15 protein-coding genes are annotated in these 23,395 nt (G+C 61.2%); 13 read left to right on the top strand and 2 right to left on the bottom strand.

The window, feature by feature from the left end; translation table 11 throughout:
- The first annotated feature begins 89 nt into the window (after window positions 1-89).
- The 12 genes from CIC07_RS16080 (at window position 90) to holA (ending at window position 20,888) form a co-directional block, all read left to right on the top strand.
- The gene (locus tag CIC07_RS16080; protein ID WP_139334407.1) at window positions 90-6,314 is read left to right on the top strand and encodes an S-layer homology domain-containing protein; all 6,225 of its coding nucleotides are present in this window, start codon (window positions 90-92) and stop codon (window positions 6,312-6,314) included.
- A 1,091-nt stretch (window positions 6,315-7,405) separates the two neighbouring features.
- The gene (locus CIC07_RS16075) at window positions 7,406-8,950 is read left to right on the top strand and encodes an ABC transporter substrate-binding protein (protein ID WP_076354686.1); all 1,545 of its coding nucleotides are present in this window, start codon (window positions 7,406-7,408) and stop codon (window positions 8,948-8,950) included.
- Window positions 8,947-10,746, top strand: coding sequence for a sensor histidine kinase (locus CIC07_RS16070; protein WP_076354688.1), 1,800 nt, complete (start codon window positions 8,947-8,949; stop codon window positions 10,744-10,746). The genes CIC07_RS16075 and CIC07_RS16070 overlap by 4 nt, the downstream gene beginning before the upstream one ends.
- Before the next feature lie 19 nt (window positions 10,747-10,765).
- On the top strand, window positions 10,766-12,391 hold the full coding sequence (locus CIC07_RS16065; protein ID WP_076354690.1) for a response regulator: 1,626 nt from the start codon (window positions 10,766-10,768) through the stop codon (window positions 12,389-12,391).
- Window positions 12,342-12,581 carry a hypothetical protein gene (locus tag CIC07_RS16060; protein ID WP_139334408.1) on the top strand — a complete coding sequence of 80 codons (240 nt, stop codon included), beginning with the start codon at window positions 12,342-12,344 and terminating at the stop codon, window positions 12,579-12,581. The genes CIC07_RS16065 and CIC07_RS16060 overlap by 50 nt, the downstream gene beginning before the upstream one ends.
- Before the next feature lie 200 nt (window positions 12,582-12,781).
- Window positions 12,782-13,750, top strand: coding sequence for an ABC transporter permease (locus CIC07_RS16055; protein WP_076354692.1), 969 nt, complete (start codon window positions 12,782-12,784; stop codon window positions 13,748-13,750).
- Between the two features lie 12 nt (window positions 13,751-13,762).
- Entirely contained in the window at window positions 13,763-14,656 is an 894-nt protein-coding gene (locus tag CIC07_RS16050) for a carbohydrate ABC transporter permease (RefSeq protein ID WP_076354694.1), read from the top strand.
- A 47-nt stretch (window positions 14,657-14,703) separates the two neighbouring features.
- Window positions 14,704-16,314, top strand: a complete 1,611-nt coding sequence (locus CIC07_RS16045; RefSeq protein ID WP_076354696.1) for an extracellular solute-binding protein — start codon at window positions 14,704-14,706, stop codon at window positions 16,312-16,314.
- Between the two features lie 170 nt (window positions 16,315-16,484).
- The gene (locus CIC07_RS16040; RefSeq protein WP_076354698.1) at window positions 16,485-17,618 is read left to right on the top strand and encodes a GntR family transcriptional regulator; all 1,134 of its coding nucleotides are present in this window, start codon (window positions 16,485-16,487) and stop codon (window positions 17,616-17,618) included.
- 221 nt (window positions 17,619-17,839) lie between these two features.
- Entirely contained in the window at window positions 17,840-18,388 is a 549-nt protein-coding gene (locus CIC07_RS16035; protein WP_048747286.1) for an RNA polymerase sigma factor, read from the top strand.
- Window positions 18,389-18,411: 23 nt separating this feature from the next.
- Complete coding sequence (locus CIC07_RS16030; RefSeq protein WP_157741922.1) at window positions 18,412-19,467, top strand: anti-sigma factor family protein; 1,056 nt, start codon at window positions 18,412-18,414, stop codon at window positions 19,465-19,467.
- Between the two features lie 380 nt (window positions 19,468-19,847).
- Window positions 19,848-20,888 carry a DNA polymerase III subunit delta gene (gene holA, locus CIC07_RS16025; protein WP_076354702.1) on the top strand — a complete coding sequence of 347 codons (1,041 nt, stop codon included), beginning with the start codon at window positions 19,848-19,850 and terminating at the stop codon, window positions 20,886-20,888.
- Between the two features lie 142 nt (window positions 20,889-21,030).
- Here the strand turns inward: holA and rpsT are convergent, their stop codons facing one another.
- Entirely contained in the window at window positions 21,031-21,303 is a 273-nt protein-coding gene (rpsT, locus tag CIC07_RS16020; RefSeq protein ID WP_021881778.1) for a 30S ribosomal protein S20, read from the bottom strand.
- A gap of 176 nt (window positions 21,304-21,479) precedes the next feature.
- Here rpsT and gpr point away from each other — a divergent pair, with 176 nt between their 5' ends.
- The gene (gene gpr, locus CIC07_RS16015; protein ID WP_076354704.1) at window positions 21,480-22,487 is read left to right on the top strand and encodes a GPR endopeptidase; all 1,008 of its coding nucleotides are present in this window, start codon (window positions 21,480-21,482) and stop codon (window positions 22,485-22,487) included.
- Between the two features lie 55 nt (window positions 22,488-22,542).
- Here the strand turns inward: gpr and CIC07_RS16010 are convergent, their stop codons facing one another.
- Window positions 22,543-23,136 (bottom strand): TetR/AcrR family transcriptional regulator, encoded by a 594-nt coding sequence (locus tag CIC07_RS16010; protein WP_076354706.1) that lies wholly within the window; start codon window positions 23,134-23,136, stop codon window positions 22,543-22,545.
- Window positions 23,137-23,395: the final 259 nt, after the last annotated feature.

The following is a 23,395-nucleotide window of genomic DNA, read 5'->3' as shown; positions in this document are numbered from 1 at the left end:
AGCTGCACTCTTGATTGTCTTGGACATGATTGGGCGGCTTTTCTTTTGCCAAGGAAAGAAAGCGCAACCATAACGAAAGGGGATCCAACATGGCAATTCAATTCAGGCGGCTTGCTGCCGCTCTTCTGAGCCTGCTGCTGTTCCTGCCGGCGATGGCTCCGGGCGCGCGCGCCGCGGAAGCGGACCTCAGCTCGGCCGTACAGGACCTCGGGTACGAGGCTGCGGCATCCGCAACGGTTTCTGTTTCCGATTCCGTCTACGTCCGGCTGAAAAATGAATGGAAAGGCGTGTATCTGTACGAAGCGGAGGGACAAGCCCGCTACGGCTTCACGGCAGTGAACGATCCTGCATCCCAATGGGAGATCAAAAGCGGCGAAGGAGGCGCGCAGCTGCTCGTGAACCGGGCGACCGGCCATCTGCTGAACCGGGAGCTGGCATCGGATCCGCATGACAATCTCAAGAGCTCCGCGCTCGACAGCGGCGCGGCATCGGCTCAGTGGCAGGTGACGGAAGCATCCGGCAAGCCCGGTTACGTCAATCTGTCCATTCCCGGCCGCTCGAATCAGCTCGTCAACATCCAGGTGCTGAACGGTTACGCGCAGGCGAGCGACTGGGCGCAGCCGGGCTGGGGCTCGGCGTTGTGGCAGGTGGAGCCGGGGCATGGCGAGGAGCCGGTCCGGCTGGTCGACGGCTGGAAGGGGTACGTCCTCTATGAGGAAGCCGGTCTGGCGAAATATGGCGCGCCGGAGCTGAACGACGCTTCCTCGCAATGGTTTGTCGTGGACGGCGTGGCGCCGGGCTCGAAGAAGTTCGTCAATCGGGCGACGGGGCATGTGCTGAACCGTCTGGGCAACGATGGGGACCGTCTCAACGATCCCGTCAAAAGCTCGGATCTGCCGGAAGCTTCCACGGCAGGCGATTTTTCCATTCAGGAGCAAGCGGGGTCTGCAGGGCTGTATACGATAGCGAGCAGCGAGAAATCCTCCTACCTGCTCCATGTGCAGAGCCAGACCGGCCATGCGCAGATCAGCGACTGGGCGCAGCCGGGCTGGGGCAGCTCCTCGTGGAGACTGGAGCCGGCGGCCGATTCTTCCGCCAAGCGGCTGCAGGACAGTTGGAAGGGAAGCTTTTTGCAGGAGCAGGGCGGCCTGATCGCATACGGCACCCCGGATTACACCGATGCGTCCTCCCAATGGATTGTGGAGGACTACGGAACGGCGGTTCGGCTGCGCAACGTGCAGACGGGCCGTTACATGCAGCAGACGGAGCTGAAGGGCGGCGCCGCCCTTGCTGCCGCCGCTCCTCAAGCGGCGGATCCGCTGCTGACGAGCTGGATTCAAGCTCCGGGCATGGACGGCAGCGGCGATGTCCAGGCCGGACAGTCCACCTTCCAGGCCGCTTCCGATGGAGACGCGTATCTGAACGTGCAGAGCCAGGACGGCTACGGACATGCCAACAACTGGGCGCAGCCGTCCTGGGGCAGCGCGCGCTGGCTGGTGAAGGCTCCCGCGCCTGAGGGGCCGGCCGAGGAGCTGACCCCGTATGTGAAGATTCGCAACGACTGGCTGCAGCTGTATTTGTTCGAGAAGGACGGCAAGCTGGCCTACGGCAACGTCCAGCCGGGCGACGAGAGCGCGCACTGGCTGATCGAGTCGAAGGACGGCGTGCAGCATATCGTGAACCGGAAGACCGGCCATTACGTCACGCTGAGCGGCGTGAAGCCGGATTCCCGCGAATCGGTCCGGGTAGCGGATCCGGAAGGCGATATGGATTCGGCCGCATGGACCGTGTCGGATCATCAGGGCTTCAAGCTGATCCGCAGCGCGGGGGATGCCCGCCCGGCCGAAGCTTCCGGATACTTGAACGTCGAGCATAAGCTCAAGGCGGCCGAGTACAGCCCGGTGAACCGGGATTGGGGCAGCCCGAAGTGGGAATTCATTCCGGTGAAGGCAAGCGAGACCGGCACGGGTGGCGGCGCTCCGGTGCTGCTGCCTGACGGGGCGATCCGCTTGACGAGCAAGTCCGGCGGAGCGGCGCTCTACGAGAATGCCGGCGGCGTCGTGCTTTACGGCAGCCTGGACGCCAAGGACCTGCGTTCGCACTGGTTCGTGAAGGAAAGGGACGGAGGAGGCGTTTCGATCGTCAATGCCGTCACCGGCCGCGAGCTCTCCTGGCTGCCGGGCGTGAGCTATCTCGGCACCGTTGCTGCAGGAGGAGCGGGAGCAAACGCGGGATGGGCGCTCGAGAACGCGCCTGCCGCCGGAGCGATTCTGCTGCGCAGCCTGGCCGAGGGCCACGAGGATGAATACGCGCAGATCGCGGACGTACTCGGCTATGCCCAGCTTGACCTGCGTTCCATCGACAACGGAGCCGTCCAGTGGGTCGCTGCCGCGGCGCCCGAGGGAGGATACATCCCGGAGGTTCAGGATACGGTCGGCAGCGGTCTCACGCCGGCGGCGCCGCATGGGGGCTTGTACCGGCTGCAAAACTCGGCCGCCGGCTCGCTGCTGGCGATGAGCGGCGATGGGTTGGGGCTGTCCGGCGGAGATGTCCGCAGCAAGAGCGTCCTTTGGAGAATGGAAGACCGCAACGGCAGGCTGCTGCTCCGGAACGAGGAAACCGGCAGCTACCTGCTGCGGGACGGAAGCTCCGTCTCGGCGGGTGAGGCCGGCCCGACAGCGGAATGGACGCAGGAGCGGCAGTCCGGCTTGCTGATGCTGGCCGAGCCGGGCGGCAGCCGCGTGCTGTCAGCCTCCTCCGGTCATGCGACGCTTGCCGAGCGTGAAACGGCGGGAGGCTCAGGCCGCTGGAAGCTGCTCGAGGCCGCAGGCGATGTCGTGTACGAAGCGGAAAAAGGCTTTGTCTCCGGCGGCGCGGGCATACATGCCGAAGCGCCCGGTTATGCCGGCAGCGGGTATGCATCCGGCTGGAAGGATGCCGATGACCGGCTGATCCTGTCCGTTCAAGCGCAGGCAGCAGGCCGTTATGAAGCGGAGTGGACCGTTGCGGTCTTGGCGGGAGAGGAAGGGGGCAGGCTGTCCGTCTATGTCAACGGCCAGCCGCAAGGCAAGCTGGATGCGGCAGCCGGCGACGGCAGCGGGATGTGGAAGACGGTATCGGCCAAGCTGGACCTGCGGGCAGGCTACAACTCCGTTGAGCTGCGCAGGGCCGGGGACGACGGAGGCGGCCTGCTGGTGGATCGGCTGCTCGTCCATGGCGCGGTCAGCCGAGATTATCGCGGAGCGACTCTTCCTTATACGACTTATGAAGCCGAGGACGGAGCGACGAACGGAACCTTGCTTGGTCCCGACCGGACGTACATGACGCTTGCTTCCGAAGCGTCCGGCAGAAAGGCCGTCAAGCTGGATGCAGCCGGCCAGTATGTGGAATTCAAGCTTGCGGAACCGGCCAGCTACATGTCCTTGCGCTACAGCATACCGGACAGTCAGGACGGCGGCGGCCAGCAGGCGACGCTGAGCTATTCGGTGGACGGAGCCCCGGGCGGCAAGCTGGAGCTATCCAGCCGCCACGCCTGGGTATACGGCAAGTATCCATGGTCCAACAATCCCGAGGACGGAGATCCTCACCGCTTCTATGACGAGACGCAGCTGGACTTCGGCCGCACGCTCCCGGCAGGGACCGTGCTGAGGCTGGAGAAGCAGGTCTCCGATGCAGCCTCCTCTTATGTTCTCGACTCCGCCGATCTGGAGCTTGCGCCGGCGGCATACGCCATGCCGGCAGGCTTCCTCTCCGTGACGGATTTCGGCGCGGCGCCGAACGACGGCAAGAGCGATTCGGCTGCGTTTCTGGACGCAATCAGGGCAGCCAAGGCTGCGGGCAAAGGAGTCTGGGTGCCGCAAGGCTTGTTCCGGCTCGATTCGCCGCTGGAGGTGCAGGGAATCGTCATCCGCGGCGCGGGCATGTGGCATACGGCTATTGAAGGCGCAGGCTTCATGGGCACGGGAGACGGAGTCGGCGTGTACGATCTCAAGATCGACGTCGGCGTGACGGGGCGGCATGACGAGCTTCGGGAGGCCGCTTTTGACGGAACGTTCGGCAAGGGCTCCACGATTCAAGGCGTATGGGTCGAGCATGCCAAAGCCGGCATCTGGTCGGTCCGCAGCGACGACGAGGACGGCGGCATCGCCACCGACGGCCTGTACGCCGCAGGCATGCGCATCCGGGATACGTATGCGGACGGCATCAACTTCTCGACGGGAACCATCAACTCCATGGCGGAGCAGAATGCGATCCGCAATACGGGCGACGACTCCATCGCGATCTGGTCGTCGCAGCCGGACGGAGTAAGCGCGGACGACGCGCGGGCTTCGGGCAACACGATCCGCTTCAACACCGTCCAGCTTCCATGGCTGGCGGACAATGTCGCGATCTTCGGCGGCAGCGACAACAAGGTGCAGGACAACATCCTGTCCGATACGGTCGGATTCGGCGCCGGCATCGCGGTGTCGACGCGCTTCAATCCCGTCGCCTTCGGCGGCAGGACGGTCGTGGAGCGCAATACGCTGATCCGTGCCGGCGGCCATGAGTTCAACTGGAACCAGGACTTCGGCGCGATCTGGCTGTTCACCGGCGACAAGCCGATCGAGGCCGATATCGACATTCTCGACAATACCGTTCTGGACAGCACGTTCCAGGGGCTGTACATCAACGGAGCCTATCCGTTCAATGTCAGCGGCCGGCATCGCATTCTCATCCGCAATCTGGTGCTCGATGGAGCGGGCACTTGGGGCATCCACGCGGGCGGCGGCATCAGCGGCTCCGTCCAGCTGGACATGCTGCAGCTCCGCGGCGCTAAAGTAGGGCCGTTCTTCAACGCTTCCGGCAGCGCGTTCCAGCTGGCGCTGACCGAGCAAGCGCCGCCGGCAGGCGTGCTCCCGGTCGACGGCTACCAGACCGGAGAAGGCTTGACGTGGGACAGCCAGCCGGAGCCGGGAACGGGTTCGCCGACACCGGCGCCGACAGGCACGGCGTCGCCGACACCGGCGCCGACAGGCACGGCGTCGCCGACACCAGCGCCGACAGGCACGGCATCGCCGACGCCGGGGCCGACAGGAGCGGCATCGCCGACGCCGAGGCCGACAGGCTCGCCGGAGCCGGGAATGGGTTCATCCGCCGCCAATCAGGATGCGCTGGCGAAGGCGGCCGCCGGCAAAACGTCGCCCGTGCAGCTCGGATCGACAGCTCTCGCAGGCGGCGGAAGAGCGGCGGAGCTGCCGCTGGACGCCTTCCTGGCATATGCCGAGGCCATGCCGCTAGGAACGATTGCGCTTCAAGCCGGAAGCTCGTCGATTTCGATCCCGGCATCGGCAGCCGCCAAGTTGGCCGCCATGCGGGGCAAGGCGGATACGGCTGGAGCCGTCATCCGGATCGTGCTCGGCACAGCGGATCAGCAAGCCTTAGCCGCGATGAAAGCACGGGCTTCGGCCTTGAATGGCGCTGCTTTTTCCGGAACGGCAGCCTGGAGCCTGAGCATGGAGCAAGGCGGACGTTCCTTGCCGCTGACGGGCGAAATCGGCTATGTCGATGTCGAATTCCTTGCGGGCAGCGGCAGCAAGCCTGGCCCGAGCGCCGGCTTGCTGAGGACGGGAGACGGCGCGGTTCGAGCCGTGCCGGCATCGTTCGCAAAAGGCAAGGACGGGACGATCGTCCGCATCCGCACGCTGGGAGCAGGCAGCTTCGGGACGGCTGCGCTTCCGTCCAAGGCCTTCCGGGACACAGCGGGCAGCTGGGCGGCAGCGGATATCGAGCGGCTGTCCGCGGCTGGAATTTTGAACGGCATCTCCGCTGAGCGGTATGCTCCGGCGCAAGCCGTATCGAGAGCCGACTTCGCGGCGCTGATCAGCCGCGCATTGGGACTGGATCTGCTGGCCGGCGGGGCAGCCGACGGCCGAAGCTGGAAGGACGGCAAGCCCAATTACGGCTGGACAGCCGCAGCCGACGCCGTCCGTTCGGCCGGCATCATGCAGGGCGACTTGGACGGCAGCTTCCGGCCGGGAGCTTCCGTCACCCGCCAGGAAATGGCTGTCATGCTGAATCGCGCCATCCTCTTCGCCGCAAGCGGCAAGCCGCGCACTTCCGCTCCGGCTCCACAAGCCTCTGTATTCACCTTCACCGATGCGGCTAAGATCAGCCCGTGGGCGGAAGACGCCATAACCGCCCTGACCGCGAGAGGGATGCTGCGCGGAAGGCCGGATGGAGCCTTCCAGCCACAGGCGCCGGTCACCCGCGCCGAAGCGGCTGCGCTGCTGGCGCGGCTCTTGTTGGAAGCGGGCTTGCTCGGCAGCTTCGATTGATATAAAGGCATTGACTTGAGAAGCTGCTCCACGCAGGCGGCGACTCCTTCATTCAAACCGCATGGAAGAGCAGGATGAAGCTGAGCCTTGGCTTCGTCCTGTTTTCTTTTCGTCCATAGCTTCTAAGAATAGTGCGGAGCAAGGCGAAAGCCATCCGGACCCAGATTTTTCAGCTGGTTTTCGGAGCAAAACGGTCATCGAGCGGGGTCCTTTCTTGGTGGCGCCGCAACCGCGGGATTGGCCTGCTTTTTTTCTTCTATTCATGGGACAGGCCGATTTTCGTTGCCCAGGAAGGGAATTGTTGCCCGGGAAGCGGAATGGGTTCGTCTCATGCGGAAAAAACCAAGGCAAGCAAATAAGGGGGGATAAAATAAGGCTGAATTCGAGCCTTAGTTCAGAAAAAGTTGCCGATCGAAGGAAAATAAGGTTCATTGTGGGGCTTATTTCTAGAAAGTCAATAAAATCAGGGCGGCAGAACGGAAATAAGGCTGCATATGGAGCTTGCGCTACCGCATGACGGGCGGAAAAGACCAGATAAGGCTCGTTTTAGACCTTAGCCGATTGCTAGCCTGCATCTACGGCCTCAAACCCTTCTCACCGGAAGAGGATGCCCGACGGGCCGCCCCGAGTCATGCCCACGGCTCATGAGCCCCCTTTTTCGCGGAATGGAGCCGCTTTTACGAATGCGGCGGCGCGGCCAGCAACATTTCCCTCCCTTCCCTCCAGCTTCATATGGCAAGCGTCGCCTGAATGGCGTATACTATCGCTACCAAGGACGCAAGTCCGCGGCGTTGCAGCCCGACCACCCTTTTCCCAGAGCGTTTATGTGAGAGTGGGCGCTGATCAGGAACCGGGCTGCATCCATAACCTTTTGTTTCCTCCTCGCACATAAGTGCAGGAGGACTTTTTTGTTTGGCAGCATCATTCCCTCTTGCCCGCCCGAATCCGGCGCTCAGCCGGACAAGTCATCGGAGTGTTACAAAAGGTCACTATTTTTACCTATTTGGTTGAAATAAGAGTAGAGCGGCCAGCGGCGCGGGCGTATAATTGAAATCGCTTACTCCATTATCGCTGCAAGAGGGGTTCTTGCCATGACAGCCAAACGCAAACGACTGACGCTTGCGCTCGCCGCCGCAATCGCGCTGGCCGCGCTGGCGTTCTATTCCCGTCCGTGGACGATGCTTGAGCGCGACGATGCTCCGTCCGGAGTGGCGTCGGCCGCCGCCCCCGACCGCCTGGTCATGATGTTCCCCGCGAGCGTCGTGCCGGATGATCTGCCGCAGGTCCAGAATGAGATCAATGCGTACCTGCAGCAAAAAATCAGCGCCGCCGTCGAGATCCGGCCTGTCGATATGGGCAGCTGGTGGGACCGCACCGGCCTAGTATACGCTTCGGGCAGCCAGGTCGATCTCATGTTCACGGCCGGATGGATGAAGTTCGGCGACGAGGTGGCCAGAGGCCGCTTCTTGCCTCTGGACGACCTGCTGCGGCAATACGGCGGCGGAATCCGCGGGGTCATCAATCCTGACATTCTCGATGCCAGCCGCATCGGAGGCAAGCTGTACGCCATTCCGACCAACAAGGAGTTCGCCGCGAGCAAGGGCATCGTCATGCGCCGGGACCTGACGGAGAAATACGGAATCAAGCTGGCTTCGATCCGGTCTCTCGCCGACCTTGGCCCCGTGCTGGAGACGATCAAGCGGCGGGAGCCTTCGGTGACGCCGCTGCAGGTGCGCTCCGACCGCAGCCCGTTCACTTTCCTCATGCAGTACGGCCTGTTCGACATGCTCGGGGACGGACCCGGCGCCCTTCAGCGCGAAGGGGGCGGGACGAAGGTCGTGAACATGGTGGCGACCGAAGCGTACCGCATCAACGCCAAGCTCATGCACCAATGGCATCTCGACGGTTACCTCAATGCCGATGCGGTGACGTCAAGGGACAGCGAATACGAAGCGGTCAAGGCGGGAGCCGCCTTCTCCTTCGCCGAGTCGATCAAGCCGGGCTTCGAGATCCAGGCATCGCGCAACACCGGCATGCCGATGGCGGCCGTGGAGCTGACCAAGCCGTTCACGACGACGGCAGACGTGACGAGCGCGATGTTCGCCATTCCCCGCACTTCCCGCCATCCGGGCAAGGCGATGCAGCTGCTGGATCTGCTCTATACCGACCCTTATTTGCTGAACTTGCTCGATTGGGGCATCGAGGGCAAGCATTACGTCGTCCGGCCGGACGGCCGGATCGGTTACCCGGAGGGAGTAGATTCCCGAACCGTCGGCTACAACCTGAACCTGCCGTGGATGTTCGGCAATCAGCTCAATTCCTATCTGTGGGACAACGAGGATCCGGAGCTCTGGACGAAATACAGGCAGTTCAACGAGGAAGCGGAGCCGTCCCGGGCGCTCGGCTTCGTGTTCAACCCGGATCGGGTGACGAGCGAGATCGCGGCTTGCAGCCGCGTCGACGAGGAGTTCGCTCCGGCCATCATCGCGGGAGAGCTGGATCCCGACCTGGTCATCCCGATGTATCTGGACAAGCTGAAGGCGGCGGGAGCGGACCGGGTCATCGCGGAGAAGCAGCGCCAGCTCGACGAGTGGCTCGCCGCGAAGCGGGCGGCGGGCAAGGAGGGAGGCCGATGAAGGGCCTCCGGCTCCCCCAGGCGACGCTGCGCACGCGCCTGATCATCGGGTTCGCGGTCGTCACGGCGCCGCTTGTCATCCTGCTGTTATGGAACAATCTGTATTCGACGACAGTCGTGCGCTCCCAGGTGGCCCAGTCCAACCGGAGCCTGCTGACGATGTACATGAACGACATGGACAAGGTGCTGGAGGAAATCCAGAATTATCTGTTCAAGACCGCCGAGCAGAACCGCGATCTGCTGTCGCTGTCGCAGAACGAGCGCGGAGGCTGGGATTACTACCGGGCCAAAACGCAGATGGCCGCCGACCTCGGGGTCAACTCGAACTATTACGAGGCGGCGGATGTGCTGTTCGCCTACAGCTCCAAGTACGACGATCTGTTCGTCTCCCAGCAGCAATCGGTCAGCTTCCAGCGGAAGCGGGAAATCCAGCGGAGGCTGCATGAAATTCTGAAGGCGGGAGCAGGGGCAGACACTCCATTCAGCGGCTGGACGGTGACGGAGCTGAACGGCTCCCATGCCCTTGTGCGCATCGTAGACACGGGCTACGGCTCGGCAGCGGGAGCGTGGGTCGATCTCGACCGGCTCATGAAGCCGCTCCATGCCCTCGGCGAGAGCGGCAAGGGAGAAGCCTTGCTGCTCGGCGGCCGCTCCGGCAGCCTGCCGCTGACGACGCTCAAGGCCGGCCTGCGCGACGAGCTGCAGGCGACCGGAGCGGCCGCGGATACGGAGGCTGCAGCCGGGGCGTACACGATCGCGAAGCTCCCGCAGCCCTATCTTCTCGTCGCCCAGCCTTCGCGGATGGCGGGCATGAGGCTGGTCCTGCTCGTGCCGGAGAAGTCGCTGCTCGAAGGGCTTCCGTATTTCCGCTATCTGACCTATACGGTTCCGGTGCTGGCCGCCATTCTGCTCGCCCTGTACCTGTACTACCTTCAGCGGGCGGTCGTCGTGCCGATGCATCGGCTCATCAAGGGGATGCGCAAGATCCGCTCCGGCGATCTCAGCGCCCGCCTGCCGGACAGCAGGCTGCCGGAATTCGTCACGATCAACGAGACGTTCAACGGCATGGCCTCGCAGATCGAGCATCTGAAGATCGACATCTACGAGGAGCAGATCCGTACCCAGAAGGCCGAGCTCAAGCATTTGCAGGCGCAGATCCAGCCCCACTTCTTCATGAACTCGCTCAATATCGTCTATCAGCTCGCCCAGATCCGCAGCTTCGACATCATCCAGAGCATCGCGCTCCACCTGGTCCGTTATTTCCGGTTCACGATCAATACGGCTGCCGCGTCCGTGACGATCCGCCAGGAGCTGGACCATATCCGCGATTACCTGACGATCCAGAAGCATCGATTTCCGGAGACGCTGGAGTTCGACTTCAACGTGGAGGCAGGGCTGGACGATTATATGCTGCCGCCGCTATCGATCCAGCCGATCGTCGAGAACGCGATGGTGCACGGCTTCTCCACCAGCGGCGGAGGCCCCTTCCGGATCCTGATCGCGGTCAGCCGGAACGGAACCGCCGGTGAGGGTTCGGCTGCCGGCGGCATCCGGATCGACGTGGCCGACAACGGCAAAGGCTTCGCTCCCGGAATGGCGGAGAGGCTCGCGGCGCGTGTGCAGGAGCAGGAGCCGGGAGAGCGCCATGTGGGTTTATGGAATGTCGCCCGCCGCTGCCGGCTGTATTATGGAGCTTCCGTGACGTTGAAGTTCGAGAACGGAGCCGAGCGGGGAGCGCTCGTCACCCTCGGCCTTCCTCCTGGAGAGCAGGCCGCGGACAATCGCCAAGCAGGATGACGCAAGGAGGAGACGCAGCATGAAGGCGCTGATCGTGGACGATGAAATCTATGCCGTCAAAGGATTGATGGCAGGCGTATCCTGGCAGGAAGCCGGGATCGACGAGATCTATGAGGCTTACCATGCGGACATGGCCAAGGAAATGCTTCGGACTCATGACATCGACATCATGATCTGCGACATCGAGATGCCGGAGCAGAGCGGGCTGGAGCTGATGGAGTGGGTCAAGGAAGAGGGAATGAAGCTGGAGACGGTGGTGCTCACCTGCCATTCCGAATTCCGCTATGCCCAGAAAGCCCTTCAGCTGGGAGGAAGCGACTATATCCTGAAGCCGGTCATCTACCGGGAGCTGGAGCAGGTGCTGCAGGCGCTCGTCCGCAAAGTGGAGGAGCGGCGGCAGGCCGGCCATGAAGGGGAGCGCTACCACCAGCTGGCGGAGCTGTGGCAGGGACAGAAGCCGCTGCTGGCCGAGCGGTACTGGAAGGATCTGCTCGACGGCCGCGAGCGTCCCGACGCCAGCTGGCTGGAGAGGGTCAGGCTCGCCGCGGATGTCGACGCGGAGAGCATCGGCCGGGTCCGTCCGCTTCTGATCAGCGTGGAGAACTGGGAGAAGGAAATCGACGAGCGGGATGAGCGCGTCATGGAATTCGCCCTGCGCAAGGCGGCGGAGGAAATCCTGCTGGAATCGCTCCCGGGTGCCGTCGTCGAGGATTACCGGGGCAACAGCCTGATTCTCCTCTATGAGGGAGGCGCAGCGGCGCCGCTGCTGCCGGAGCTGTGCGACCGGTACCGGGAAGCCTGCAGAACGTATTTCTATTGCAAAATGTCCGTCTACATCGGAGACGCGGTGCCGCTCAAGGAGCTCAGAGGGGAATATCTCGGCCTTCTGCATGAGGAATACCGCAATGTCAGCATTGCCTGGAGCAGCATTCCCGCCGGCGCCGCCAGCCGCGGAGAGCGTCGCGACCATCGAGACCATCTCCTGCAGCCCGATTCCGCGGCTCTTCTGGAATGGGCGGACCTGCTGGAGCAAGGCGGAATCGAGTCGATGAGGGCAAGGCTCGAGGAGCTGCTCACGCCCGGGGCGGCCGTGACGGTCGAGACGCTGAGCGCGTATGCGTACGCCTTGATGCAGGCCGCGTATCTGACGCTTCACCGCAAGGGCTTTCCCGCCTTCATGCTGCATCAGTACCGGGAAGACTTCGACGTCAGCGCCGCGACCCGCTCGCTGCAGCGGTTCCGGGCATGGTCGGAGGGCATTCTCGGCCAGATCGGCGCCCTGCTCCAATCCCGCCGCTCGGAAAGTCCCGTCGTGAGGCAGATCAAGACGTACATCGCCGACCATATGGACCGCGACGTGACCCGGGAAGAGCTGGCCGAGCATGTGTTCCTCAACCCGGCCTACCTGTCGCGCTTGTTCCGCAAGGAGACGGGCAAGGTTCTGACCGACTATATTCTGCAGGAGAAAATGCGCGCCGCGGCGCGAAGGCTGACGGAGACCGACGAGAGCGTAAGCGCGGTCGCCGCCGGTCTCGGCTACGGCAACTTCTCGTACTTCGCGCGGCTGTTCCGCAAGGTGTACGGCAGGAATCCGCATGAGTTCCGCAAAATCGGAGCCGACAGCAGCACGACCTCCGGCGCTTGAAGGGCTTCGCTTTCCGCTGGCCGGACATCGGCAGGAATTGCTCGAGCATGCCTTTATTGATAAGCTGGATTTAAGCATCCAGATCGAAAAGCTTGATTGGGATCTTCCGATCGAACCAGCTCGATTGGAACCTCCCGATCGAACCAGCATGGATTCCGCTGCATCAGCGGAATCCATGCTTTTTTTATAGGTCCAAAGACCTGGATTCGAACAGTCATTCAAGGAGAATTCATGCTTACCTCACTTTATATGTCATAACAAATGTGAGGAAAATAAAGGGAATCAGAACGAACGGCTCTATAAAACGCTTTCATAGGACTAATTCATCATATACATATATCAAATATTCCGATAATATTTTATTTGTCATAACAAGTTATGGAAAAGGAGATGGATGCCCGCATGGAAATCCAGACGGCGCGAAAGCCCTCGGCCGAAGGTTTTTCCCGCCGGCTCGCGGAGATCGGAAAACAGCTGAAGCGCAATATCGGATTGTACCTGATCATCGCACCGGCCTTTTTTTATTTCGTCATCTGGCATTTCTGGCCGCTGTACGGAATTCAGATCGCATTCAAGGACTACATGCCCGCTCTCGGAATTACGGGAAGCCCCTGGGTAGGGCTGGAGCATTTCACCCGTTTCTTCCGCACCTTCTTCTTCTGGGACATTCTCCGGAACACGCTCGGCATCAGCGTTTACGGGCTGATCGTCGGCATACCGGCTCCCATCATCCTCGCTCTCATGTTCAACGAGATCAGGCGCAAGCGGCTGCGCGGCATCGTGCAGACGATCTCCTACGCGCCGCATTTCATCTCCGTCGTCGTGGCGGTCGGCATCCTGTTCTTCTTCATCTCTCCGACAACGGGCGTCATCAACGGAATCATCACCCGCTTCGGCGGCTCTCCGATCGATTTCATGGCGAATCCGTCCCATTTCTGGCATCTGTTCGTCTGGTCGGGCCTGTGGCAGTCCATCGGCTGGTCGTCCCTCATCTATACGGCCGCGATGGCGGGCATACCGCCGGATCAATATGAAGCCGCATACATAGACGGGGCAAGCCGCTTCCGGCGCATCTGGCATGTGACTCTTCCCGGCATCATGCCGACGATCATGATCCTGTCCATCATGAGCATCGGAGGGGTGATGAACGTCGGCTTCGAGAAGGTGCTGCTCATGCAGACCGACATGAACCTCGCCAAGTCAGAGGTCATCTCCACGTACATGTACAAGAGCGGCATCGTCGAAGCCCAGTACAGCTTTTCCGCGGCCGTAGGCCTGTTCAACAACGTCGTCAATTTCATCCTGCTGATCCTGTTCAACGCCATCGCCAAGCGGGCCGGACAGACCAGCCTCTGGTAAGGAGGAGCCCGCATGGATACCATCAAGCAGACGCCTGGAGAAAAAGCATTCGAGGCCGTCAATCTGACGCTCGTGCTGCTCATTACGATCGTGCTCTTGTACCCGCTTCTGTTCGTCATTATCGCCTCCGTCTCGGATCCGCGGAAGATCTACGATACGTTTCTGCTGGTCTGGCCGCAGGGCTTCAACCTGGAAAGCTACAAGGCGATCTTCGAGAACGGCGACATCTGGATCGGCTACCGCAATACGGTCCTCTATACGACGGTCGGCACGGCGATCAATGTGTTCATGACGATCCTGGGCGCTTATCCGCTGTCGCGCCGCCGGTTCTACGGCAAGAACGTGTTCACGTTCCTGTTCACGTTCACGATGTTTTTCAGCGGCGGCCTCATCCCGACCTATCTGGTCAACCAGTCTCTCGGCATTCTGAACAGTATCTGGGTGCTCGTCCTGCCGGGAGCGATCAGCGTGTTCAATCTCATCATCATGAGAACCTACTTCCAGACCCAGATTCCGGTCGAGCTGGAGGAGAGCGCGTTCGTCGACGGCTGCAGCGACTGGCGGCTGCTGTTCAAAATCGTGCTTCCGCTGTCCATGCCGATCATCGCCGTCATGATCCTGTTCTACGGAGTCGGGCATTGGAATTCCTACTTCGATTCCCTGATCTACATGACGGACAGGGACAAGTTCCCTCTGCAGCTGTTCCTGAGGGAGATCCTGATCAAAAACAGCATGCAGGACATGCTCGGGGTCGCGGTGGACGAGCAGTACAGCCAGCGGATGATGGCGCGCGAAGGAATCAAGTACTCCATCGTCGTCGCATCCTCGCTTCCTCTGCTTATCCTTTATCCGTTATTGTCGAAATTTTTTGAAAAAGGCATTCTCGTCGGCGCGATCAAAGGCTAGACGGCAGACAAGCAAGTCTGCCCTACAATGCGACAGGGGGAGTAGACATGAACAACGCAAGGTTGAAACAAGGGCTGATCGGGGGGCTTGCCGTGCTGATGCTGGCCGGCTGCCAGTCGGGCGGCTCGGCAGGAAGCGGGGAATCCGGCAGCGGGGGCAAGGACGGCAAGCTCACGCTCAAGATGGCCCGGGACAGCTTCACGGACGTCCATCCGGCTTCGAAGGACCTGTGGATGTGGAAGAAATATGAGGAGAAGACCGGCATCCACATCGAGTGGGAGGAGATACCGGGCGAGAGCTCGGCGGAGCGCAAAAACGTCATGCTCGCCTCCGGCAAGCTTCCGGACGCATTCTATCAGACCGGCTTCAGCAGCTCCGAGCTCATCAAGTACGGGGAGCAGGGCTTGTTCCTTCCGCTGGAGGATCTCATCGAACAGCATGCTCCGAATCTGAAGCGATGGTTCGAGAAAAATCCGGAGGTCAAGAAGGCGATCACGATGCCGGACGGCCATATCTACTCCTTGCCGTACATCGATACGGCCCTTCCGTACCGGTCCATCCGGCTCTACATCAACAAAACCTGGCTGGACAACCTCGGCTTGCCGGTGCCCAAGACGACGGACGAGCTGCAGGCGGCTCTCAAGACGTTCAAGGAGAAGGACGCCAACGGCAACGGCGATCCGAACGACGAGATGGGCTGGGTCATGCCGACGGGCTTCATCAACGGCATGTTCGAGCGGCAGCTGTACGGCAGCTTCGGCATGGGGAACGGAGGCTACAAGGGAGCGGCAAGCTGGATCTACAAGGATTCGGACGGCGAGGTCAAGCTCATCTTCAACGATCCGAAGTACAAGGAGGTGCTGCAGTACCTGAACGGGCTGTTCAAGGACGGCACGCTGCCGCAGCTCAACTATTCCGGCTATGAATACGCCCAGTGGGCGGCCGACGGCTCGGCCGGCAAGGTCGGAGCCTTCTCGTGGGGAGATCCGCATTATATCGGCACGATCGGGGCCAAGGACTATATCGGCATCAACGTGCTGGCCGGTCCGCATGGGGACAAGGTCGTGAACTGGATGGATCCCATGACGAGGCAGACGTCCTCCTTCACGATCACCAAGTCCAACAAGCATCCGGAGGAAACGATGGAGTGGGTCGATTATTTCTACGGCGAGGAAGGAAGCAACTTCGGCTACTTCGGCATCGAGGGCGAAACGTACACCATGGTGGACGGCAAGCCGCAATACAGCGAAGAGATCCGCACGTACAAGGGCGGCATCCAGCTCGGAGCGTTCCAGTACGTGGACAACGTGTATGGAGGCGGCTACCCGTACGCGGAGCCCGATATGGAGCTTCGTTCCGCCGTGAAGGGCAAGACGGTGGACGAGGACTTCAAGACGAATGCGGCGGAGCTCCAGCAGTTCCTGCCGGAGGAAGTGTGGCCCGAATTTTCTCCGACTGCGGAGGAAGCCAAAAAGCAGTCGGCCATCTTGACGGACATCAACAAGTACATCCAGCAGATGAGGGTGAAATTCGTCACGGGGCAGGCCGACTTCGACAGCGGCTGGGACCAGTATGTCGCCACTTTGGACAAAATGGGCGCACAGGATTATCTGGCGTTCAAGAAGGGCCAGTATGAACGCTATCAAAGCGTGAAGTAGATCAGGCAGACAAGCGGCAGAGCCGGGTCCGGACGCCGCCTCCTTCCGGGGGCGGGGCGGCTCCGGCTCGTAGCCGGTTAAGCTATTTTCATGTACAATGAAATCACGACAACGGGCTTCGCCGGCAGCGGCAGAACCCGGTGCTTTAAGGCAGGATGTGAATAATCGCAGTGAGCAAATCCCAGAAACCGCTCTATTCCGTCATCAAGGATGAGCTGCAGTCCAAAATCGATCAGGGCGACTATCAGCCGGATCAGCAGCTGCCGACCGAGAACGAGCTTTCATCCCTCTACAGCGTCAGCCGGATCACGACCCGCCGAGCACTCGAGGAGCTCGAGAGGGAAGGCTACATCTACCGGATCCAAGGCAGCGGGAGCTTCGTAAAGAAAGCGGATGCGGCTCCGGAACGCCAGGCTCCGCATCCTCCTGCTTTTGCGGAGGTGGAGCCGGGCCCGATCATATCCATGATCCTGCCTCATCTCGATGAAGGGGCCATGGTCGGTTATATCCGCGGAGCCTCCAATTACCTCAACCGGCTCGGCTACCATCTCAGCCTCCATACGAGCAACAGCGATCCGGCGCTGGAAGAAGAGCTGCTGGAATCGATGCCGGGCCGGGGAAGCTCGGCCGTCATCCTGTATCCGCTCAACGACTCCTGCAGCTTCGAGCGGCTCAACCGGCTGTACTTGATGGATTTTCCGATCGTCACCATCGACAAGGAGATGCCCGGCATGCCGATTCCCTCGGTCGTCTCCGACAATTTCGGCGGCGTGTACGAGGCGGTATCCCGGCTGATCGATCTGGGCCACCGGCGCATCGCCTTCTTCAGCAACGCGGGAATCGAGTCGGTCTCCTCGGTGCGCAGCCGCTACTTCGGCTACTGCAAGGCCATGAAGGACCGCGGAGTTCCCCTCCTTCCCGAGCTGGTGCGGCTTGGCGCGAGCAAGGAGCTGAAGGCTGCCGGAAAAACCGCTTTTTTCAGCGGGCTGCTGAACGGCTACCGGGAGAACGGCATTACGGCGGTGCAGGTGGAGAACGACCTCATCGCGGTCCAGCTTCTGCTCTATGCCCAGCAGCTGGACATGCGGGTTCCCGACGATCTGTCCATCTTCGGCTTCGACAACAATCCGATCTGCGAGATGCTGCATATCCCGGTGGCGACGGTCGCGCAGAATTACGACGAGATCGGCCGGATGGCGGCGGAGCTGCTCATCCATAGGCTGCGGCAGGGCCAGGCCGACACGGGGCAGCATGTCGTTCCGGTCAGCCTGATCGAAAGGAAATCGGTCCATCGGCTTGCCTGAAAGCGGCTGCAATTCCGCTGTTCCGGCCGTTGCCAATGACTCCCGCTCCCGGCGTCTATACGCCGGGAGTTTTTTTTGCTATTGTTGGGTGGTAAATGCCTGCTTCATTTTCATTCACGGCATTATTTACCATAACTAACTTTTTTATATTACTTATGCTTGCCCTGCAACCTTTCGCGCCAGGCGCGCGTCAGTACGGGTGCAAGAGAGGGGGAACCTTCGTGGTAGAGCCTGGTCTCATACGAGCCGCTCAACAGGGCGATCGCGACGCTCTCGTGTCCCTATTGCGCGAAATAGAAAATCACGTATATCGGACGGCCTATTATATACTGGGCAACGAGCAGGACGCGCTGGACGCTTCCCAGGAAGCGCTCATTCGCATTTATACCAAAATTACTTCCTACGAGGAAAAAGCGCAGTTCAAGACATGGGTGCAGAGAATCGTCACGAACATCTGCATCGACAAGTTCCGGCGCACCAAGCCCGTCGTGTCCATCGAAGAGCATGATATGGTCTTCCGTGAGAAGCAGGACGTGGAAGAGGAAGTATTGTCCGCCTATGCGGCCAAAGATATTCGAGAAGCAATCGACAAGCTTCCGGATCACCACAGAGCCGTTGTCGTGCTCCGTTATTTGCAGGACTTCTCGTACAACGAAATCGCGGATTCCCTCGATCTTCCGCTGAATACGGTGAAATCCTATTTATTCCGGGCCAGGCAACAGCTTCAGACGCTGCTGCATGACTATCAGAAAGGTGGTGTCCGAGGATGACTTGTCAAGAGGTGGTTGAGGTTATGAATCGATATTTGGACGGCGATCTTGACGAGCATGAACGCGTGCTCTTGATGGAGCATCTCAAGAACTGCCCGGACGACCAGGAGCTGTTCGAGCGTCTTCAGAGGCTCTCCGAAGAGCTCGAGGAGCTGCCCAAGGTCACGCCGCCCTTCAGCCTGGTGGATTCCATCCTGCCGCAGCTGGCCGAGATCGACGCGCTGCGGGATGCCAAGGCCGCCCAGGCGGCGGTCATGGACGAAGAGCGGACTCAGGCGGAGGAAGCCGCTGCGGCGGAAGGCGGCTCGCTCGGCTCGCACCGGGCTTCGCGGAAGCGGACGGGCTGGCTTGGCCGCAGAACGGCTGCATGGGGAGGGGCGACCGCGGTTGCGGCGGCGGCCATCATTCTCGCCGTCAGCCTGAACGGTCCCCATCCGAACAGGCAGACCGCCATGCTGGAATCCAAGGCGCCTGCCGCCGCGGGCAACGCCTCGCCGTATTCGTCTGCCGCTGATCAGGAAGCTGCGGATACGGGGGGAGCGGCCATGAAGTCCATGGAAGAGGGAACCGGCTCGAGCGAGCCGGCCACATCTCCGACGGCGGTCTCCGACGGCAGCCGCGGGACTGGAGGCGGCTCGGGCACGAAGCCGTCGACGCCTCCATCCCCGTCGGCCAGGGTCGGAGGCGTCGGGGGAGCGAGCCAGTTCAACAAGAGCGATCCCAACAATTCCGGCTCCGCGAACCTGGGAGGACCATCGATGGGAATCGCCCAATTCCCGAGCCCTCCGGCATCTCCATCGCCGGGAACGGAGCAGGGATTCGCCAGCCAGGGACTTGCAGCCTCTGCGGCATCTCCGGACGGCAAGTACAGCTACACGGTCACCGGCAACCTGCTGGAAGTGTTCGAGAGCGGGGACAAAAAGCTGGCGGAGCTCAAGCTGGACGGCGAGCTTCAGGGCTCTCCTTCCTGGAGCTCCGACAGCACGACCCTTGCGGTCGAGGTGAAGGACGGCTCCGGAGCCGTCAAGAAATTCAAGATCGCAGCTGCCGAGGGCACCGTGGAGGAGCAAAAATCCTGAACGGCGTACAAGCACGGATCGCGGGGCATGCGCGTATGGTATAGCAGGCGGCATGCAGGCGGGACGGAAGGCTCGTTCCCTGGCATCGTATGACCATCCCGTAGAGGCACCATGGGCTTCTGGCGGCGATGTTTATATAGATGTACGGCAAACAGAGGCAGGCAGAGGAAGGCTTCGTCGGAGACGGCGAAGCCTTCCTCTGTTTGTTGCGGATGCCGGAGAAGGAGGGTTGAATCCATTCCGCCGGCGGAAACAACCGTTATTCCCTTTTGGACGGTGCCTACGCAGGAGGCTCGGCGCCGAATGCGAGGCGCCGCCCTTGCCTAAGCAGGAGGTTCTGTCCTATGATGGGACGACATGAGCATGGAGGAGGGACTGGCATGGAAGCCAAAGACGCCGTAAAGGATATTCGGGCCGGCAGGATCGCTCCCGTCTATGCCGTCTTCGGGAAAGACCGCTACCGGATGAGCCAATTCGCGACGATGCTGACGGAGAAGCTGCTGGCGCCGGACGAGAGGGAGCTCGGCATCGTCCGGTACGACATGTCCGAGACCTCGCTGGAGGAAATCATCGGCGAAGCCGAGACGCTGCCTTTTTTTGTGCCGAAGAAGATCATTCTGGCAAGGGATTCGAGCTTTCTGTGCGCGGCGGCGAAGGAAGGAAAGGTCGAGCATAAGGCGGAGCGCTTCCTCTCGTACATGGAGCATCCGAGCGAGACGAGCATCATCGTCTTCCTGGTCCAGGCCGACAAGCTCGATGAGCGCCGCAAGGCCGTCAAGCTGCTCAAGGAGCGCAACCTGCTCGTCGCTTTCCCGGAGCTTACCGAGGGCGAGCTGGCGACCTGGATCATCCGCAGGGCGAAGGACCAGAACCGCAGCATAGGCGAGGAGGCGGCATCGCTGCTCGTCTCCAGAGTCGGCACCGGCATGCAGGCGCTGTCGCAGGAGGTGGACAAGCTCTGCCTGTTCGCGGGGGAAGAAGGAAGCATCTCCGTCGAAGACGTGGCCCGATTGACGGCCTCGACGGTCGAGGAGGATGTGTTCGCCCTGATCGACTCCATGGCGGAGCTGAACATGGACCGGACGCTGACGATCTATCGGGAGCTGCTGCTGAGGCGGGAGGAGCCGATCCGCATCGCCGCTCTCGTCGCGAGGCAGCTGCGCATCATGCTGCAGATCAAGGAGCTGGAGCGGCATCGCTATTCGCCGCAGCAGATGGCCGGCCAGCTGGGCCTTCATCCCTACGCGGTCAAGCTGGCCGCGGAGAAGGCGCGCAAGTTCGAGACGGCCGTGCTCGGCGAGCATCTGTCGGCGCTCGCCGAGCTTGATTACGCGATGAAGACGGGGCGCATCAACAAAGAGCTGGGCTTGCAGCTGTTCCTTCTCTCGATGGGAACGGGAGCGAAAAGCGGGCGGGCATGAGATGCCGCGCCGAAGGCAAAAAGAATGAGAATTGCTGCGCGCAGCAATTCTTTTTTCATTTCGCGGGTATCCTGAGAGGAGTCCCGTCCGGGCAAACGAAAAACAGCCCTTCTCCAAGAGGAGACGGGCTGTCAGCTTGTCCTTAGGCTTGCGCCGAAATGGCGTTGAGCTTTTTGGCCAGGCGGGATTTTTTACGGGCAGCAGCGTTTTTATGGATCAGGCCTTTAGTTACGGCTTTGTCCAGCTTTTTCGTTGCGACGATCAGAGCAGCCTTGGCTGCTTCCGCATCGGTACCGGTAGTCGCTGCGTCAGCTGCTTTGACAGCCGTGCGGAGCGCGGATTTTTGGGAAGCGTTCAGAGCGCGGCGCTTCTCGCTCGTTTTCACGCGTTTGATGGCGGATTTGATGTTTGGCACTTGTGGTTCACCTCCTACAAAAGGGGATAAGACCCCATACTGCAACACAACTTAAAATATCTTATCATGCACATTGGCAAATTGCAATACGAACGGCTGGATAAAACATGCCGGCCGCATAAAACGAATCCGGGATCAGCAAGCTAATGGCAAATCGTGCAGAGGAGCGTTGGCGCATGAATCATGATTTGGATTTGGGACGTTATGCGGTTCACACCGACCTGGCGCTGGAAGCGAAGCAAATGGCCGAGGAGTCGAGCGGAGGCCCGATTCCCGGCGTCCACTCCGAGACGACGGAAGACGAGGGCATCACGATCACAAGGCTGACGGTCGAGAACGAAGCGGGCTCGCGGGCCATCGGCAAAGTCATGGGCAAATATGTCACCTTCGAAGTGCCCGAGCTGCGGACGCATGATTCGGAGCTCGGAGATCGAGTCGCGACCTCGTTCGCCCAGGAGTTCGAGCGCTTCCTGCAGGAGCTCGGCGTCGCCAAGGACGCGAACGTGCTCATCGTCGGGCTCGGCAACTGGAATGTCACTCCCGACGCTCTCGGCCCGCTCGTCGTGGAGAATACGATGGTGACGCGGCAATTTTTCGAGCTGATGCCGGATCAGGTCGCTCCGGGCTACCGCTGCGTCAGCGCCGTCGCCCCCGGCGTGCTCGGCATCACCGGCATCGAATCCAGCGAGATCATCCAGAGCATCGCGGAGAAAACGAAGCCGGGCCTCATCATCGCCATCGACGCGCTCGCCTCCCGCTCGCTCGACCGCGTGAATACGACGATCCAGATCGCGGATACGGGCATCCATCCCGGATCCGGGATCGGCAACAAGCGCAAGGGGCTCACGAAAGAAATACTCGGCGTTCCCGTCATCGCCATCGGGGTTCCGACGGTCGTCTACGCCTCGACGGTCGTGAGCAGCGCGTTCGACATGATGAAGGAGCATTTCAAGCAGCAGGCTGGCGATACCGGCCAGCTGATGGGCATGCTGGATCAGCTCGGGGAGACGGAGCGGCTCATGCTCGTCAAGGAGGTGCTCTCGCCGCTCAAGCATGACCTGCTCGTGACGCCGAAGGAAATCGACCAGTTCATCGAGGATATCGCCAATGTCATCGCCAGCGGACTCAATGCGGCGCTTCATGACGCGGTGGACAGCTCCAACGTGGCCGCCTATACGCATTGACCGATCCGCGGAATCCGCACCGGGACGCTTTCTTATGGAAGCTGTCCCGGTTTTTTCATTGTTTCCGCTTGAATTCGATGTAGTCGAGGCGATTGTTGATCTGCAGCAGCAGCTGCCTGGCCATATAGTCGGAGGAGAACTTGAAGCCGGTCCCGGCCCAGTACATGACGACGCCGATCGTCGCGGAGGCGAGATAGCTGTACATGAATTCCCGATCCACCTCGGGATCCTGCTCCTCCACGCTCAGCTGCAGGTCCCGCTTCATGGCGTCCTTCAGGACGCGGTTCATGTCTTCCCCCAGCCCTCTGTCGACCGCCAGCAGCGCCAGGAAGGTCTCCTTGTTCTGCTCGACATGCTGGAATAGAAGCAGGCTGGAAGGATAGATGTCTGCGGCGCCGACTCCGCTCATCCCCGGATAGGGCCCGAGAATGAGGTCGGCGAACTGCTGGAGGAAGCCCAGCCGGATTTCCTCCAGCAGCTCTTCCTTGCCGGCGTAATGGTTGTAGAAGGTGCCGCGGTTGTAATCGGCCTCCTCGGCGATCTCGAGAATGGTCGCCGCCTCGTAGCCTTTTCTCCGGATAATCCGGATCAGGGCGGACTGAAGGGCTTCGCGGGTTCGTTTGGTTCTGCGGTCTAGCTGTTTGTCCATGCGCGGCGAGACTCCTCTCGATGGAATGTCCTTTATCCAGTATAGACAAGCGGGGACGCTCAAGGGAAATGCCGATCGGAAAGGCGACATTCCCGAGCCGAATGTGCAAGATGACGGCGTTGAACGACAGCCGGATTCCGGCTGTCCAATAGGCGACAAAGCAGGCGGCGCCTGCTTATTGCGGCATTTTCCGGCCAGGCGTATGCTTGGTCTGTAAGCGGTTAACCGATACCGGTTCAAGCGGGCCGCCCATCCGGGC

Origin of the sequence: Paenibacillus sp. RUD330, assembly GCF_002243345.2 — a bacterium.
Classification (GTDB): domain Bacteria; phylum Bacillota; class Bacilli; order Paenibacillales; family Paenibacillaceae; genus Paenibacillus_O.
The sequence above is the reverse complement of the archived record's forward strand: the minus strand, read 5'-3'. Positions and strand labels throughout refer to the sequence as shown.